This window comes from Planococcus sp. RAB007_Raresut (assembly GCF_057369535.1).
This window is the reverse complement of the sequence record NZ_JBXYIF010000005.1, coordinates 47,646-63,545: the sequence shown is the minus strand read 5'-3', so window position 1 is coordinate 63,545 and position 15,900 is coordinate 47,646. Positions and strand designations below refer to the sequence as shown.

Sequence of the window (15,900 nt, the reverse complement as noted above, 5' to 3'; positions counted from 1 at the left end):
AACCCAACCCGGAAGCGCAAATGCGTTTCCGGGTTTTTATATGCGCTTATTTTTTGGATGGAAGGGTACATAGGGAGTAAATGAAAATATTAGGAGGTATCATGCGGCGATGAAGAATGAACACACGAACATTCCAGAATCGAAAGAATCCTATTGGCGCGAATTCAAAGACATACCGGATTATCCTCAGCTCCAGAAAAACGAGTCAACGGAAGTTGGGGTAGTCGGTGGAGGCATAGCCGGTATCATCAGCGCATATCTATTGGCGAAAGCGGGGAAAAGGGTGGTGCTGCTCGATGCCGGAAAATTGATTGATGGTGTAACCGGCTATACCACTGCGAAAATTTCGGCACAGCATGGCCTGTTTTATTTTCCGCTGATAAAAATGTCCGGGGAGGTCGACGCGAAGAGGTATTACGATGCCAATATGGAAGGCTTGGATTTCATCAAAAATACTGCTGAAGAACTCGGCATCGACTGCGATTTTGAGCATCAGGATGCGTTTGTCTACGCCAATACGGCAATCGGCGCGAAACTGATCGAACAGGAAGCGGAGGCGTACCAGCAGCTCGGTATTCCGGGAGGTTTGGCGAAAGAGGAAGTGGAACTGCCGTTTGCGGTGAAAGAAGCGGTCGTCATGCGCAACCAGGCGCAATTCCATCCGGTGAAATTCCTCGCGGGACTAGTGAAAGAGTTTGAAAAACTCGGCGGCACCATCTATGAACAGACGCGCGCCCAGAAAATTCTCAGCAAAAAGAATCCGGTGATTCAAACTGAGAACATGTCACACCTGTCTTGTGAAAAAGTGATAGTGGCCACCCACTATCCGTTCAACGACTCGGATGGCATGTATTTCGCCAGAATGTCTGTTCAGCGTTCTTATATTGTGGCGGCCAAAGTGAAAGGTGAAGTTCCCAAACATATGTATATCAGCACGGATATGCCGATGCGTTCTTTGCGCTACGCGACAGACGACAACGGCGAGCGCCTTCTTCTCATCGGCGGCGAAGGCCACGGAGTCGGCAAGCAAAAAGGCGAGACGATGGAGAAATATGAAAAACTCGCGAAATGGGGAGATGAACATTTTGGCGTGGAAGACATTCCGTACCGCTGGTCAGCGCAGGATCAGTCGACGCTCGATAAGATCCCGTATATCGGCACAAGCACTGTCGGTTATGAAAATATCCTGGTGGCAACCGGTTTCCGGAAATGGGGGATGGCCCATGGCGCACTCGCGGGCATGTTATTGAGCGATCAGATTCTGGGCAATGAAAACCGCTACGCGTCTCTTTACGATCCGACCCGTACGAAGATGAAAGCGGTGGACATGGCAAGTTTCGTAAAAGACAATGCCTCGGTGGCGAAAGAATTGGTCACGGGCAAATTGAAAAAACCGATGAAAACTCCGGATTCGCTGGAAAAAGGAGAAGGAGCAAGCGTCAAAACTTCCAAAGGCGCAGCGGGTGGATATCGGGACGAATACGGCCAGCTTCACCTCGTTGACACGACTTGTACGCATATGGGCTGTGAAACGAAATGGAATGATGCGGAACGGTCATGGGATTGCCCGTGCCACGGCTCGCGCTTCTCTTATACCGGTGAAGTATTAGAAGGCCCGGCCGTCAAACCGCTGAAGCGGATTGAAGAGTAATCAATTTCAGGTATAAAAGTAAAAGGAGCTGCAGTGAATCTGCAGCTCCTTTTTGATGGAGAAAATAAAATAAAACCGATATTCCGCAAAACAGCTTCGCGTTCCTGAAACCCGTGCTCCTGCATCGCTGCGCTAGCTTCGTCGCAAAGCGCTGGCCGGAGGAACCTGGGCCGCGCTTGGCTCGCGCTGAGCTAACTCGTGCTCGTTTCACTTCGCCCGAGTGGATCTCAGCACTTCGCTCGAAACGGAGTTGGAAAGCCAACTCCGTTTCTGTTCCTCTGGGAGTCTTCGCTGTTTTGCTCCATATCTCAGGTTACTTTCTACAAAGGTTATCTATTTAAGTCTGTATTAAATAAGAAAGTAGTAACGTAATTCTACACAAATCCCAAATGGAGCGACAGGCGGTGAAGGGCGAAGATGTGCTCCTGCATCGCTGCGCTGCTTCGTCGCAAAGACTTGCCCTCGCAAGCTTCGGCCAATGTCTTTCCTGCGGGAATCAGAGCGAGTCCTGAGACCCCGCAAGGAGCGAAGCGGATGAGGAGGCTTAGGCCGCTCCCCGCGGAAAGCTTCCGCCTATAGCGAAATGATTTAAGAAGTTAACGGCTTCTCGACGATGTTAAAAAGGAGCTGCAATTAAATCTGCAGCTCCTTTTTTATTCTTTAAGTATTTTGTAGAAAAGAGTTTTCGCTGTCCAGACTCCGGCGACCCAGCTCTTCGGGGCATAAGCCAGTCCAGCTGCGCGGCTAATCGCCGCTTCGCTGTTCTGTCTTATGCCATTCAGAGCTAAACGGGTGCCGTCGCTTTTCTTACGCCGGATTAGCTTGCAGTTCCAACGTGATTTTGATGTCTTCGCCGACAAGTACGCCGCCTGTTTCAAGCGTCTGGTTCCAAGTAAGACCGAAATCTTTGCGGTTTACTTTGCCTTCACCGCTGAATGCTACAACTTCTACGCCCCATGGGTTAACGCCTTTGCCGCCGTATTCCACTTCGAAAGTAGCTGGGCGAGTAACACCTTTCATCGTCAAGTCGCCAGTCAACTCATATTCGTCATCGCCTTTTTTAACGATTTCGTTTGCGTTGAATGTGATATGAGGATGCTGCTCAGCGTCGAAAAAATCTGCCGAACGCAAGTGGTTATCACGGTCTTCGTTATTTGTGTTGATGCTCGCCACGTCGATTTTGAAATCGATCAAAGCGCCTTGAAGATCTGTTTCGTCAGCTTCCACTGTTGCATCGTATGATGCGAAAGAGCCTTTTACTTTTGAAACCATCATGTGTTTTACTGAAAATCCGATTTCTGAATGCGCTGTGTCTACTGTCCATTTTTTCATGTTTAATTTCCTCCAATATTTTATGTCTATCCAAACTATAAAGCAATAAAACTATGATGTCAATATACTTTAATTAATTATTCTCGAATTCGAGATATATTTTTTATTGGACTTTTGAACGTAACTGACCATAAAAGCTTGTCAAAAGCACAATAAAATCGGATACTATTAGGAGTTAAAAGTTTAGAAGGGATTTGCTTGGAATGACGAAAGAAAGATGGTTATCAGACCTTCGCCGATTTGTGGCGGACAGCCACGTGAAAATCGACGAGCCGCTACATCTCCATACATTGACTAGAATGGGCGGACCGGCTGATATTTTTGTATCACCGACAAATGAAAATGAAACTGCTTATACAGTGAAATATGCATATGAAAATAATATTCCTCTATTGTTATTGGGGAATGGCTCAAATATGGTCGTTCGTGACGGAGGGGTAAGGGGCATTGTGCTGAACCTGAAAAGCCTCAACGAAATCCGCATCGATGGGCTGCATGTCTATGCCCAGGGCGGCGCGAATATCAAAGAAGTTTCAAAAGCGGCAGCATCCAATACATTGACAGGCTTTGAATTTGCCTGTGGAATCCCCGGTTCTGTCGGCGGTGCGATGGCGATGAATGCCGGTGCATATGGCGGCGAGATTAAAGACATCATCGTCCGGGCGACTGTGTTGACCAGTACGGGTGAAAAACTGGTCTTGTCCAAAGAAGAGCTGGAACTGGATTACCGCAAGAGTGTCATTACGAAAAAAGGTTATTATGTTCTTTCAGCTGAATTCGGCCTTGAAAAAGGCGACCAAAATGTCATCGATGCAAAGATGACTGATCTGACCTATCAGCGCGAATCCAAACAGCCGCTTGAGTTTCCTTCTGCAGGCAGTGTTTTCAAACGTCCGCCGGGCAATTTTGCGGGCAAGCTGATCCAGGAAAGCGGATTGCAGGGCAAAGGATTCGGCGGAGCGGAAGTTTCGACCAAACACGCGGGATTCATAGTCAATAAAAACAATGCGACCGCAAACGATTATATCCAGACCATTGAAATGGTGAAATCGGCTGTCCGTGAAAAATTCGGCATCGATCTGGAACTTGAAGTGAAGATTGTCGGCGACGATACAGTGTGAATAAACGACGGGAGCCTTTTTCCAAGGGCTCCCGTTTTTTTAATGGCGTAATATCATGCTATAATTGAATAGTAAAAAATGGTGGGAGCTGATGGTGATAGACTTTACAATTAACGGAATTATATTAATATGTGGTGCTTTTCTTTTAATGGGTGTAATTATGACCAAAGTTTCAGCACGCGCTGGAGTTCCTTCCCTCGTTCTCTTCATGATCATCGGAATGATCCTTGGCAGTGATATTTCCGGCCTCATCTATTTCTCCAATGCTGAAGTTGCCCAACTTGTCGGTGTAGTTGCTTTGATCATCATATTGTTTGAAGGTGGACTGCAGACACAATGGAAAAATATACGCCCTGTTCTTGGCGGTTCTCTGGTTCTGGCCACGCTTGGCGTTCTGATTACAACTGCGGTAGTGGCAGTTGCAGCTTATTATGTGCTGGGCATTACGGTTCTGGAAGCCCTGCTCCTCGGTTCGATCGTCGGATCAACCGATGCGGCAGCCGTTTTCTCTGTTCTTGCCGGACAAAACATCAAAGGCCGAATCTCTTCCACGCTGGAAGCGGAATCCGGTACCAACGACCCGATGGCGATGTTCCTGACAATCGCCTTTATCCAATTGATCCTGACTCCGGAATCCTCAGTCTTTACAATGCTTGGCAGCTTTGTGCTGCAAATGGGTGTGGGAGCGATTCTGGGCGTGGTGCTTGGCCTGTTCGCTTCATGGACGATTAACCGGATCAAACTGAACGCTTCAGGTCTGTATGCTGTATTATCTGTCGGCTTTGCGATATTCATCTACAGCTTTACAGCTATTCTGGGCGGCAGCGGGCTGTTGGCGGTCTACCTGGCGGCTCTCGTCATCGGAACGCGCGATTTGACGCACAGCTACTCGATCATCAGTTTCAATGAAGGCCTTGCATGGCTCATGCAGATCCTGATGTTCGTCATCCTTGGACTTCTCGTTTTCCCGAGCCAGTTGGCTGACTGGGACTTGATCTGGAAAGGGCTTGTGCTGTCGCTTGTGCTGATCTTTATCGCACGGCCGATTGCCGTATTTGTGTCGACGATTTTCTTTGATTATTCACTGAATGAAAAACTGTTCATGTCCTGGGCAGGGCTGCGCGGTGCCGTACCGATCGTATTGGCGACGTTCCCGATGCTCGCAGGTCTTGAAAACAGTTTCCTGTTCTTTAATGTAGTATTCTTTATCGTTTTGACTTCCGCTTTGCTGCAGGGTTCAACCATTCCATTCTTTGCGAATAAATTGAAATTGAATGGGCGGCCATCGCCTAAACGTATCCACTCACTTGAATTAGTGTCGATGGACAAAGCGAATGCGGAAATGCTGGAAGTTGAATTGACCAGCAAATCACCGTTTGCCGGCCAGCTGGTGCAGACAATCGGTTTGCCGAAACAGACGCTGATCAGTGCGATCATCCGCTCAGGCCGCCTGGTCATGCCGACCGGCACAACGAAACTCAAAGTCGGAGACGTACTTTATGTCCTGACAGAGAAAAAACAAGTATCCAAAGTGAAAATGGTCCTTGGTGAAGAGGACATTGTAAACTAGCCCGCAAATTGCGGGCTTTTTCTATAGCAGGAATTACCAGCTTTATGGTCGAATAAAATAAGATATCGAAAAGGGGGAGAAAGAGAAATGGAGAAAAAGAAGAAAAAGAGGAAATGGCTCAAATGGGTGTGGGGGACGCTTGGGGTGCTGGTGGCGGTTGTCGTTATCGGGCTTATTTATGTTAACGCTTACATAGGGAAATCAGAACCGACGATTACGGGAGAACTTGATGTCTCCGTGCTGGACGAGGATGTTACGGTTGTACGCGATGATATCGGCGTGCCGCATATTGAAGCGCAATCGGATGCAGATCTTTACCGTGCGCAAGGCTATGTTGTGGCACAGGATCGGCTGTTCCAGATGGATTTGTCAAGGCGGCAGGCAAGCGGAAGATTGGCGGAGGCAGTCGGCGCTGCGGCTGTCGACACCGATAAATTTTTCCGCACTTTCAGTTTGCGTGATGCGGCTGAAAAATCCTGGGAAGGTTATGACGAAGATTCGAAACAAGTGCTGGAATGGTTTGCTGAAGGGGTAAATGCTTTTATTGATGAAGCAAAAGAGAGTGATACGCTGAGCTATGAATTCAGTCTGCTCGGCTACGAACCGGAGGAGTGGACGCCGGTCGATTCATTGGCCATCGGCAAGTTCATGGCTTACGATCTTGGCGGCAACTGGTCATCGCTTGCTGTCAGGCACTGGGCGCTCGGTGAGTTTCCGGAAGATAAAGCTAAAGAATTGTTCATCGAATATCCGGAAGATGCACCGTCGATTATCGAAGCCAATATCAACAACCAGGTAAAAGTGGCAGGCGAATTCGATGCATCGCTCGTGCCGAATGAATTCAATGGCAGCAATAACTGGGTTGTATCCGGTGATAAGACAGAAAGCGGCATGCCGATTCTCGCGGATGATCCACATCTTGGGTTGAGTACGCCGTCAATTTGGTATCAGATGCATTTGCAATCACCGGAACAGAATGTCAGCGGCGTCATTTTCGCTGGTGTCCCCGGCATCATTCTCGGACACAATGAAGAAGTCGCCTGGGGTGTTACCAATGTAGGCCCAGATGTACAGGATCTATACATCGAAACGCCGAATCCGGAAGATCCGACTCAATTCCGTTACGAAGGTGAGTGGGAACAAGCTGAAGTACGGGATGAGCCGATTAAAGTGAAAGACGGCGAGACGGTAGATTTTGAAGTAGTGGTCACACGCCACGGTCCGGTTATTTCCGAACTGCTCTATGAAGAGGAAGATCCGGGTGCGGTGTTTTCAATGCAATGGACTGCACTTGAGCCGACTCTGGAACTGCAGGCAGTGCTGGGGTTCAATAAAGCTTCAAACTGGGAAGACTTTGAAACGGCGCTGGAAGATTTCCAGGCACCTGCCCAGAATTTTGTTTTTGCGGCAACTGATGGCACGATCGCCTATAAAGCGAACGGACGCATTCCAATCCGCAAAACGGGTGATGGCCAATTGCCGGTTCCCGGTGATTCCGCGGATTATGGCTGGGAAGGCTATGTGCCATTCAACGAATTGCCGACTGTTGTGAATCCGGAAAACGGTTTTATTGCTACGGCGAACAATGAAGTGGTCGATGATTCCTATGGTTACCACATCACTGATTTTTGGGCTCAGCCTTATCGCTACAAGCGAATCGCGGAAGTGCTTGAAGCATCTGACGATTTAACGCCGGAAGATATGATGGAGCTGCAGATGGATAAGAAAAATCTGTACGCTGAAGAATTTCTGGCGGAGATGATTGGCACAGTGAGGGCAGAGAGCGATGAATATGATGAAGTGCTTTCGGTACTCGAGAGCTGGGATCAAGTGGATAGCGCAGACCAGGCGGCGCCGCTGATTTTCCATAAATGGATGAAACAGCTGCCGCATACATTGCTGGAAGACAGTTTCCCCGAGGATGTCTATGATTTGATGCCCGGCAAAAATCACATTACTGATGCGATGATGCGCGACTCGTTTGCCGGCAATGACGGAACGTGGGTCAGTGAATATGGCGGCGTCGGAAAATGGCTGACGGATGCGCTGGAAACGAGTTTAACGGAAGTCGAAGATGAATTCGGCAATGATGCAGGAGACTGGAAATGGGGAGAATACCATCAGTTGACCTTCCCGCATCCGCTGGCGGGGGCTTCCCCGATATTCGAAAGTATCCTGAATCCGGATCCGGTGGCGCTCGGCGGTTCAAATATAACCGTGCAAGCGGCGGCATTCGATGAAGAAGGCAATGTCGACCACGGTGCGGCATGGCGATTCGTTGCGGATCTCTCCGATATGTCAAGCGCCTATCATATTGTAGGACCAGGTCTGAGCGGTCATATGAAATCTGACTTCTTCCATAATCAGGTCGATAAATGGGCAGAGGGCGATTATCATGAAACACCGATAGATGGTTCAGCGGAAGGATCGACCTTAACACTCAAAGCTGAGTAAGTTATAATGGTGAAAAAAGATATGGGGCGTTTGACTTGAATAAGATGTTAGCGGTCGGATTCGGGGGCATGGCCGGTTCGCTGCTGCGGGCGTGGATTTACGCAGCGGTTCCGAGCACTGTCAGTCTCTGGATCATCAATATAATCGGCAGTTTTCTGATCGGTTTCGCAGTCATGAAACTCAGCGGAAAATCCGCTGAACTTCGGCTGTTCATCTCGACTGGGCTGCTTGGATCATTTACAACTTTTTCGGCTTTCTCGAATGACTGGTTCCGGGCGCTTGAGTCATCTCTGGCTACAGGAATTCTGTACGGTCTCGGGATGACAGCTGCGGCAACGGCGGCAGCTGCCGCAGGGCTGTGGCTTGGCCGGAAAGGGGTGAGGGAATGAGCCTGATTGAAATTGCGCTTGGCGGGTTTCTCGGCGCTATGGCCCGTTACCTGTTTTACATGGTTGCGGAAGTCCGCTGGCGACAGCCGAAAATTGCGACGCTGCTGGTGAATATCCTCGGTTCCTTTGCATTGGGTGCGCTTGTTGGTAGCGGCAATCTGTCCGTTTTTTGGCTGACAGGATTTCTTGGTGCATTCACCACTTTCTCAACAATGGCACTGGATGCGGTGAAGGATTTTGAAGACGGCAAATGGCTTGCAGGGGTTTCGTACCTGCTCGCAAACCTTGTCGGCGGATTGGGTTTATTCGTAGCGGCATATATGATTTTTTGAAAAAAGCTGGAACCAAGGCGATTGCCACCTCGGTTCCAGCTTTTTGTTGTCCAGACTCCAGTACCTAGCTCTTCGGGTCATAAGGCAATCTAGCTGAACAGGCACTTCCGCTTTTCTCTATTTAACTATTACCACAGGCGCATGCACTCGTTTTGCCACTTTGTGGCTGACGCTGCCAAGCATCATTTCCTGAAAGGAATTGAGTCCGCGGCTGCCGATAAAAATGACGTCGTAATTGTTTTCGTTGGCATGCTTTATGATTGTCGGGCCGGGCGTACCATGCAGGGTCGTGGTTTCAAATGGCACCCCGGCAGAACTGAAAATTTCTTCAAGCGGCAAAAGCAGCTGGCGACGGTAATGATGAAGTTCACCGCTGTGTTTATCGTGCTGCACTTCCGTCCGTGCTTTTTCATAATCGACTACATAAAGCAATGTCACAGCGGCATCTTTAAACATCTTCGCCATTTTTAATGCTTCAGCCGCAGCCCGTCTTGAGTGTTCAGAACCATCAGCTGCCAAAAGTATTTTCTGATACATCCCACTACCCCCTTTAGTTAAAAAGCTTAAGTCTTTATTCGACAAAATCAGTGTGAATTCCTTTTCAGCAATGAAGGATGTAAACATTCAAATGAAGGTTTGACTATGAAAAAAAGAAGAGGTAAACTGATAGAAACAATCAAATGTCTATTTGATTGAACAGGGGGAAGTGCCATGAAAGAGATTTGTGAAATTACAAAAGTCCATCCCGAAAGAGTGGAAAATGTTCAAAACCAAATGACGGATCTCACTGATGTGGCGATTCTTTTCAAGGCATTGGCCGATGAGACACGTCTGAAAATCGCTTTTGCGTTAACAATAGAAGAAGAAATGTGTGTTTGTGATATTGCTGCGGTAATTGGAGGGTCAACAGCCACTGCCTCCCATCATTTGCGGTACCTGCGTGAGCGCAAACTTGCGAAATCCGAACGAAAAGGCAAACAAATCTACTATTCACTATCGGATAAGCATGTCCATCAGCTTGTGACCATTGCACATGAACATGCGAAAGAAGGTGTGGAGATTGGTTAAAACGTATCGTCTTGAAAACCTGTCCTGCACAAATTGCGCGGCGAAATTCGAAAAAAATATACGCAGCCTGCCGGAGATCAAAGATGTTGAATTGAATTTCGGCGCATCAAAATTAACTGTGGACGGCAATGTTTCCATCGAAGAACTGGAACGCGCCGGGGCGTTTGACCACATCCGGGTTTATCCGGAAAAAGCGAAAATTGAGCATACGCCTTTTTACAAACGGCGGCAGACGATTGAAACCGCAATTTCGTTTGTGCTGCTGATTGCCGGTGTCATCCTTTCTTTCCAGACGAGCGAAGGCAACCCGTGGGCCATCGGACTGTTCGGCAGTTCCATGCTTGTCGGCGGCTATCATATGTTCCGCACCGGCTTGATGAACCTTAGCCGTCTCGAATTTGATATGAAAACGTTGATGACGATCGCGGTCATCGGTGCAGCCATTATCGGTGAATGGCGTGAAGGGGCAGTGGTCGTGTTTTTATTTGCGATCAGTGAAGCGCTTGAATCCTTCTCGATGAATAAAGCACGACAATCAATACGAAGCCTGATGGATCTTGCGCCTGCACGTGCTTTGATCCAGCGGGGCGGTGAATTGCTTGAAATGGATACGGAAGAAGTGCGGATCGGCGATGTCCTGATCGTCAAACCGGGACAGAAAATTGCAATGGATGGCGTAGTCCTGCGCGGAGAATCTGCTGTCAATCAGGCGGCCATCACCGGTGAATCGATTCCGGAAGTCAAACGACCGGGAGCTGACGTATTTGCCGGCACGATGAACGAGGAAGGCGCGCTTGAGGTGACCGTCACCAAACGCGTTGAAGATACAACCATCGCTAAAATCATCCACTTGGTGGAAGAAGCGCAAGCGGAAAAAGCGCCATCGCAGAAATTTATCGATCAATTCGCGAAATACTACACACCCGCCATCATCGCCATCGCCTTTTTAGTGGCATTGGTGCCGGGTTATGTGACAGGCGACTGGCAGCTATGGATTTATCAAGGTTTGGCTGTTCTGGTCGTCGGCTGTCCGTGTGCGCTGGTCGTGTCAACTCCAGTTGCCATCGTCACAGCTATCGGCAATGCGGCGAGACAGGGCGTTCTCATTAAAGGCGGCATCCATTTGGAAGAAACGGGCCGCATCAACGCTGTTGCGTTCGATAAAACTGGCACACTGACAAAAGGGTATCCCGAAATGACGGATGCGATTCCCGAAAATGGCTATACGAAAGAGCAGCTTGTCCAATTGGCCGCATCAGCTGAATCGATGTCCCAGCATCCATTGGCGCGCGCTATCGTCAAGGAAGCAACACAGCTCCTTCCTTCCGAAGGTTTTAATTCGGTTACCGGCAAAGGTGCTTATGCCCTGGTTAATGGCGAGCGGACCCATATCGGCAGCCTGCTGTGGGCAGAAGAATTTGGGCTTAAGGTCTCTGACGAAGCACGACGTCTGCAACAGGGCGGCAAATCGGTGATGGCGGTCTTTAAAGAAAAAGAAATTATCGGGGTCATTGCTGTCGCTGATGCGATTCGGAACGAAAGCCCGGGCATTGTGCAGAAACTAAAAGAGATGGGCATCGGCAGCACTATTATGCTGACAGGTGACCATCCCGCGACTGCCAATGCCATTGCAGCAGAAATCGGTGTTACCGATGTACGGGCAGGATTGATGCCGCAGGACAAACTATCCTCAATCCGTGAACTTCAGAAGCAATATGGCCGCGTCGCGATGGTCGGCGATGGCATCAATGATGCTCCGGCACTGGCGGCCTCTACAGTCGGCATTGCCATGGGAGGAGCGGGTACCGATGCGGCGCTTGAAACAGCCGACATTGCGCTCATGGCAGACGATCTTGAAAAACTTCCTTATACGATTCGACTAAGCCGCAAGACATTGCGTATAATAAAGGAAAATATCATGTTTGCTTTGGGGCTGAAGGTAATTGCTTTGCTGTTGATCATTCCGGGCTGGCTCACTTTATGGATTGCGATTTTCGCGGACATGGGTGCGACCCTGCTCGTAATCTTGAATGCTCTGCGCCTCGTAAAGGTTCAAAAGTAAGCAATGCATGCTTGGAGGATTTGTTTTGAAATTAACTGAATGGACAATGGAAGAGCAAGAACAGCTGATCCATTTTATGACAACGAATTCCTGGCCATATCACGGACAGGAACACCCTGTCCGTGCTTTAATACAGAAGACGATAGAAGAAGGCGGTTACCAGTCTGATCAGGTGACCACCTTTTGGGTGGAAAATGATGAAGGGGAACAAGTGGGGCTTGTGAAGATCTTTGACTTGCAGGATGACATCCCGCTTTTCGATTTGCGGATTGCCGATCCTTACCGGGGAAAAGGCTACGGGCCTAAAGCGTTGAAAATGACAGCGGATTTCGTTTTCTCATTGCCTGAAAAGAAAATCCGCCTCGAAGGCCATACGCGCCATGATAACTTTGCAATGCGCAAGGCTTTTGAACGGACGGGGTTTGTAAAAGAAGCCCATATCCGCCAAGCCTGGTTTTCTGCAAAAGAAAACCGTTATTTCGATGCGGTCACGTACGGGATGACCCGAGAAGACTGGCAGCAGGGTGTTACAACGCCTGTATTATGGGAAGATACGATTGCGGAACCATCCGTGTCGCCATTCAATCCCGTATTGCTCGACTTCCCGGATGAATTCGAATCTGAGCGATTGCTGATCCGTGCGCCACGCCGTGAAGATGCTGTCCACAGCTATGAAGCGATCAAGCATTCCATTGAATCGCTGCGTCCGTGGATGCCGTTTGCGCAGAAAAAACCTGACCTGAAACAGATTGAAGCGAACCTCATTGAAGCGGCAGCCGATTTCCAATTGCGAAAAGATCTCCGTCTTCATTTCTTCCAGAAAGAAACCGGGGAATTCATCGGATCCAGCGGACTTCACCGCATCGACTGGGAAGTGCGTAAGTTTGAAATCGGCTATTGGGTCGATAATCGTTTTGAAGGAAAAGGCTATGTGACGGAAGCGGTCGAGCGCATAACGCGCTTCGCGTTCGAGGAACTTGGGGCGAACCGTGTGGAAATCAAATGCGATCCTGACAATGTCAGAAGCCGTGCCGTTGCGGAGAGGCTCGATTTTAAACTTGAAGGCATCCTGCGCAATGAGACGATCTCCCGTCTCGACAATAAATTGCGCGATACATGCGTTTATTCGAAAATCAGAGAGTAGCAGGTATATAAACAGAAAAAGAGACGGTGAGGATTGACCCTCGCCGTCTCTTCTTCTATATCCCTTTCCTACCGGAAATCAAGTTAACGATAAGAATGATTGCTGCTACGATTAGTAGTAGGTGAATTAATCCGCCTGCTACGTCCATTAAAAATCCGATAAGCCAAATTGCTAAAATAACTACAAGAATAATCCATAAAATACGAGCCATGTGTTTTCACCGACCTTTCTGCTTAGATAGTAATATGTACCCTCAAAAAATACCCCGCAAACCTTTCGTGGAAAAAAACTGTAATGAGTGTCGGCAAGGCTCGGTTGTTCACAGGGGGAGGGTATAGTAAACTTAAGGTTAGCTACGTTAGGGAGGAACGAAATTTGCCTACTCCAAGTATGGAAGACCATATTGAAATCATATACTCATTAATCGAACAAAAAGGCTACGCCCGTGTCTCAGATATAGCCGAGGCGTTATCCGTGCTGCCTTCATCCGTAACAAAAATGGTGCAGAAGCTGGATAAGGACGGTTATCTGATTTATGAACGTTACCGGGGACTTGTACTGACGCCGCAAGGACAGAAATTAGGCAAACGCCTTGTTAAAAGACATGATTTGCTGGAGCAGTTTTTACGGCTTATTGGTGTTGATGAGGAACGCATCTACAATGATGTGGAAGGAATTGAACACCATTTGAGCTGGAATTCGATCAATCGAATTGCTGATCTTGTCCAGGTACTTGAGGAAAACCCTCAATTTATCGAAAAGCTGGAAAAGCTGAAAAACGAAGAAAAGAATAGTTAAAAGAAACAGGAGGTTTCATTATGGCATTGCATCCAGGTGAAAAAGCAGTATTGCAAATTAAGGACCGGTCGGGTTCCCAGTGGATCTTATCAGACGGTTCAGGCGATGAAGTTCTGATGAACGAGTCGGAAATCGAAGAAGGCCGTGAAATAGGAGAAGAAATTGAAGTTTTCCTTTACCGCAACCGCCAAGGCGGCATTTCAGCGACGCCGATGATTCCGCATATTTTGCCAAGTGTTTATGGCTGGGCGAAAGTGTTGAAAGTTTCCAAGCGCGAAGGAGCGGTAGTGGATATCGGCACTACGCGTGAAGTTTATTTATTGCCGGCAGATTTGCCGCAATTTGAAGAACTGTGGCCAAAACAAGGCGACCATATTTTCATGACGATCCGGACAGACCGTTACGGCGATTTATACGGACGCTTGGCAACAGAAGAAAAGGTCAACGAATTGTATGTTGAGGCGCCGACCTCTGTCTATAATCAGGATTTGAAAGCGCGGGCTTATCGCTTGCTGCCAGTCGGGACCTTCATGATTTCCGTTCCGGAAATGTACCGGATCTTTGTCCATGAAACAGAGCGGGAAGAAGAGCCGCGTCTGGGTGAAGAAAAAACAGTACGCATCATCGGAGTGAAAGACGACGGCACGTTGAATGGTTCACTGCTTCCACGTAAGCAGGAACGTTTATCGGATGACGCTGAAACGATAATGCGTTATTTAACCGAATCAGGCGGCCAAATGCCATTCGGCGATAAATCTTCTCCCGAAGAAATCCAGGAAATGTTCGGCATGAGCAAAGCGGCGTTCAAACGCGCTTTGGGACGCCTTTATAAAGACCGCCGAATTGTGCAGGAAGACGGCTGGACTAAACTTCAGCAGCATTGATGCAACCTTTCTGAAGCGGATTCGTATTATTTCTATGAAAGGGGCTAAAAAGATGAAGAAACTGATAGCAACCATAGCAATGATTCTAATGGTATCGACGCTCATCCCTTCCTGGGCTGCAGCGAACGTCGGCATCAATGAAAAATACGGAGTGCCGATTGTAGTATACGGAGGAAATCTCTCTGAAGACGAAAAAGCAAGCGTCGCTGAAAGCCTGAGTGTTGAAGAAGAGTCAGAAGTGGAAGAAATCGAAGTCACTGGCGAAGACCTTGTCACTTACATCAAAGATGGGGACGCGCGTGCGCGTATGTTTTCTTCAGCAAAAATCACCCGTAAAGATGAAGGCGAAGGCCTGGTCATCCAAATCGTAACACCGGATAACATCACACAAGTAACAACGGAAATGTATGCCAATGCGATGCTGACGGCAGGAATCGAAAATGCGACAGTTGAAGTTGCCGCACCAAAACCGGTAACAGGCCACTCAGCACTTGTAGGTATTTACAAAGCTTATGAAGTAAATGGCGAACAATTAGATCCTGAACGGACAGACGTTGCAAACGATGAACTTGAAGTAGCTACTGAACTCGCTGAAGATGTAGATGAAGCGAAAGTAAGCGAGTTGCTGACAGAAATCAAAAAGCAGATTGCTGAACAGAACCCTGCTTCACGTGAAGATGTGGAACAGATTGTAGAAGAGCAATTGTCGAAGCTGCAAATTGAGCTGAGCCCGGAAGACCGTCAATTATTGATTGATTTGATGGACCGGATCCGCCAATTGGATATCGATTTTTCCCAATGGTCGACTCAACTTGAAGACTTAAGCAAAACGATCGAAGACAAGATCGGCACAATCGTCAACGACGAAGGATTCTGGAACAGCGTCAAAGAATTCTTCAGAAACCTGGCGAACACTGTGCGTTCTTGGTTTAACTAAGAAAAGCGACTGTGAGAGATAGTCCCAAACCAGTTTGGGCTATCTCTTGCGACGTAGCAGCGCAGCGATGCAGGAGCAGCCTTTTCTCCCATGAGCTGGGCGGCAGGAGTCTAGACACAAAAATGCGGATAGCCTTGGCTGTCCGCATTTTTTAATTG

Annotated in this window: 15 protein-coding genes; 12 read left to right on the top strand and 3 right to left on the bottom strand. The window is 48.3% G+C overall.

Features of this window, described 5'->3' with window-relative positions; all coding sequences use genetic code 11:
• Window positions 1-109: 109 nt before the first annotated feature.
• On the top strand, window positions 110-1,651 hold the full coding sequence (locus AC2Q9J_RS10995) for an FAD-dependent oxidoreductase (RefSeq protein WP_499039845.1): 1,542 nt from the start codon (window positions 110-112) through the stop codon (window positions 1,649-1,651).
• Between the two features lie 807 nt (window positions 1,652-2,458).
• Here the strand turns inward: AC2Q9J_RS10995 and AC2Q9J_RS10990 are convergent.
• Entirely contained in the window at window positions 2,459-2,983 is a 525-nt protein-coding gene (locus tag AC2Q9J_RS10990; protein ID WP_499039843.1) for a YceI family protein, read from the bottom strand.
• Window positions 2,984-3,186: 203 nt separating this feature from the next.
• On the opposite strand from AC2Q9J_RS10990, the gene murB reads away from it, so the two are divergent.
• From murB to AC2Q9J_RS10965, 5 genes are all read left to right on the top strand, one after another.
• The gene (murB, locus tag AC2Q9J_RS10985; RefSeq protein WP_499039841.1) at window positions 3,187-4,104 is read left to right on the top strand and encodes a UDP-N-acetylmuramate dehydrogenase; all 918 of its coding nucleotides are present in this window, start codon (window positions 3,187-3,189) and stop codon (window positions 4,102-4,104) included.
• 91 nt (window positions 4,105-4,195) lie between these two features.
• Window positions 4,196-5,674 carry a potassium/proton antiporter gene (locus tag AC2Q9J_RS10980; protein ID WP_499039839.1) on the top strand — a complete coding sequence of 493 codons (1,479 nt, stop codon included), beginning with the start codon at window positions 4,196-4,198 and terminating at the stop codon, window positions 5,672-5,674.
• 87 nt (window positions 5,675-5,761) lie between these two features.
• Window positions 5,762-8,128: a penicillin acylase family protein gene (locus AC2Q9J_RS10975; RefSeq protein WP_499039837.1), complete on the top strand. Its 2,367-nt coding sequence runs from the start codon at window positions 5,762-5,764 to the stop codon at window positions 8,126-8,128.
• A gap of 44 nt (window positions 8,129-8,172) precedes the next feature.
• On the top strand, window positions 8,173-8,517 hold the full coding sequence (locus tag AC2Q9J_RS10970) for a fluoride efflux transporter FluC (RefSeq protein ID WP_499040458.1): 345 nt from the start codon (window positions 8,173-8,175) through the stop codon (window positions 8,515-8,517).
• The gene (locus tag AC2Q9J_RS10965) at window positions 8,514-8,849 is read left to right on the top strand and encodes a fluoride efflux transporter FluC (RefSeq protein WP_499039836.1); all 336 of its coding nucleotides are present in this window, start codon (window positions 8,514-8,516) and stop codon (window positions 8,847-8,849) included. Before AC2Q9J_RS10970 ends, AC2Q9J_RS10965 begins: the two co-directional genes overlap by 4 nt.
• Before the next feature lie 117 nt (window positions 8,850-8,966).
• Here AC2Q9J_RS10965 and AC2Q9J_RS10960 read toward each other — a convergent pair whose 3' ends face one another.
• A complete protein-coding gene (locus AC2Q9J_RS10960) occupies window positions 8,967-9,386 on the bottom strand; it encodes a universal stress protein (protein ID WP_499039834.1) in 420 nt (139 codons plus the stop codon).
• 174 nt (window positions 9,387-9,560) lie between these two features.
• Here AC2Q9J_RS10960 and AC2Q9J_RS10955 point away from each other — a divergent pair, with 174 nt between their 5' ends.
• Genes AC2Q9J_RS10955 through AC2Q9J_RS10945 form a run of 3 tightly spaced genes read left to right on the top strand, consistent with a single transcriptional unit; the run spans window position 9,561 to window position 13,123 of the window.
• Window positions 9,561-9,917 (top strand): ArsR/SmtB family transcription factor, encoded by a 357-nt coding sequence (locus AC2Q9J_RS10955; protein ID WP_499039832.1) that lies wholly within the window; start codon window positions 9,561-9,563, stop codon window positions 9,915-9,917.
• The gene (locus AC2Q9J_RS10950; RefSeq protein ID WP_499040456.1) at window positions 9,889-11,979 is read left to right on the top strand and encodes a heavy metal translocating P-type ATPase; all 2,091 of its coding nucleotides are present in this window, start codon (window positions 9,889-9,891) and stop codon (window positions 11,977-11,979) included. Before AC2Q9J_RS10955 ends, AC2Q9J_RS10950 begins: the two co-directional genes overlap by 29 nt.
• Window positions 11,980-12,004: 25 nt before the next feature.
• Entirely contained in the window at window positions 12,005-13,123 is a 1,119-nt protein-coding gene (locus AC2Q9J_RS10945) for a GNAT family N-acetyltransferase (RefSeq protein WP_499039830.1), read from the top strand.
• Between the two features lie 55 nt (window positions 13,124-13,178).
• Here AC2Q9J_RS10945 and AC2Q9J_RS10940 read toward each other — a convergent pair whose 3' ends face one another.
• Window positions 13,179-13,334 carry a lmo0937 family membrane protein gene (locus AC2Q9J_RS10940; protein WP_117313425.1) on the bottom strand — a complete coding sequence of 52 codons (156 nt, stop codon included), beginning with the start codon at window positions 13,332-13,334 and terminating at the stop codon, window positions 13,179-13,181.
• A 164-nt stretch (window positions 13,335-13,498) separates the two neighbouring features.
• Here AC2Q9J_RS10940 and mntR point away from each other — a divergent pair, with 164 nt between their 5' ends.
• Genes mntR through AC2Q9J_RS10925 form a run of 3 tightly spaced genes read left to right on the top strand, consistent with a single transcriptional unit; the run spans window position 13,499 to window position 15,742 of the window.
• Window positions 13,499-13,921, top strand: coding sequence for a transcriptional regulator MntR (gene mntR / locus AC2Q9J_RS10935; RefSeq protein ID WP_499039828.1), 423 nt, complete (start codon window positions 13,499-13,501; stop codon window positions 13,919-13,921).
• A 20-nt stretch (window positions 13,922-13,941) separates the two neighbouring features.
• On the top strand, window positions 13,942-14,805 hold the full coding sequence (locus AC2Q9J_RS10930; RefSeq protein WP_499039826.1) for a CvfB family protein: 864 nt from the start codon (window positions 13,942-13,944) through the stop codon (window positions 14,803-14,805).
• A gap of 52 nt (window positions 14,806-14,857) precedes the next feature.
• Complete coding sequence (locus tag AC2Q9J_RS10925) at window positions 14,858-15,742, top strand: DUF1002 domain-containing protein (protein WP_499039824.1); 885 nt, start codon at window positions 14,858-14,860, stop codon at window positions 15,740-15,742.
• Window positions 15,743-15,900: the final 158 nt, after the last annotated feature.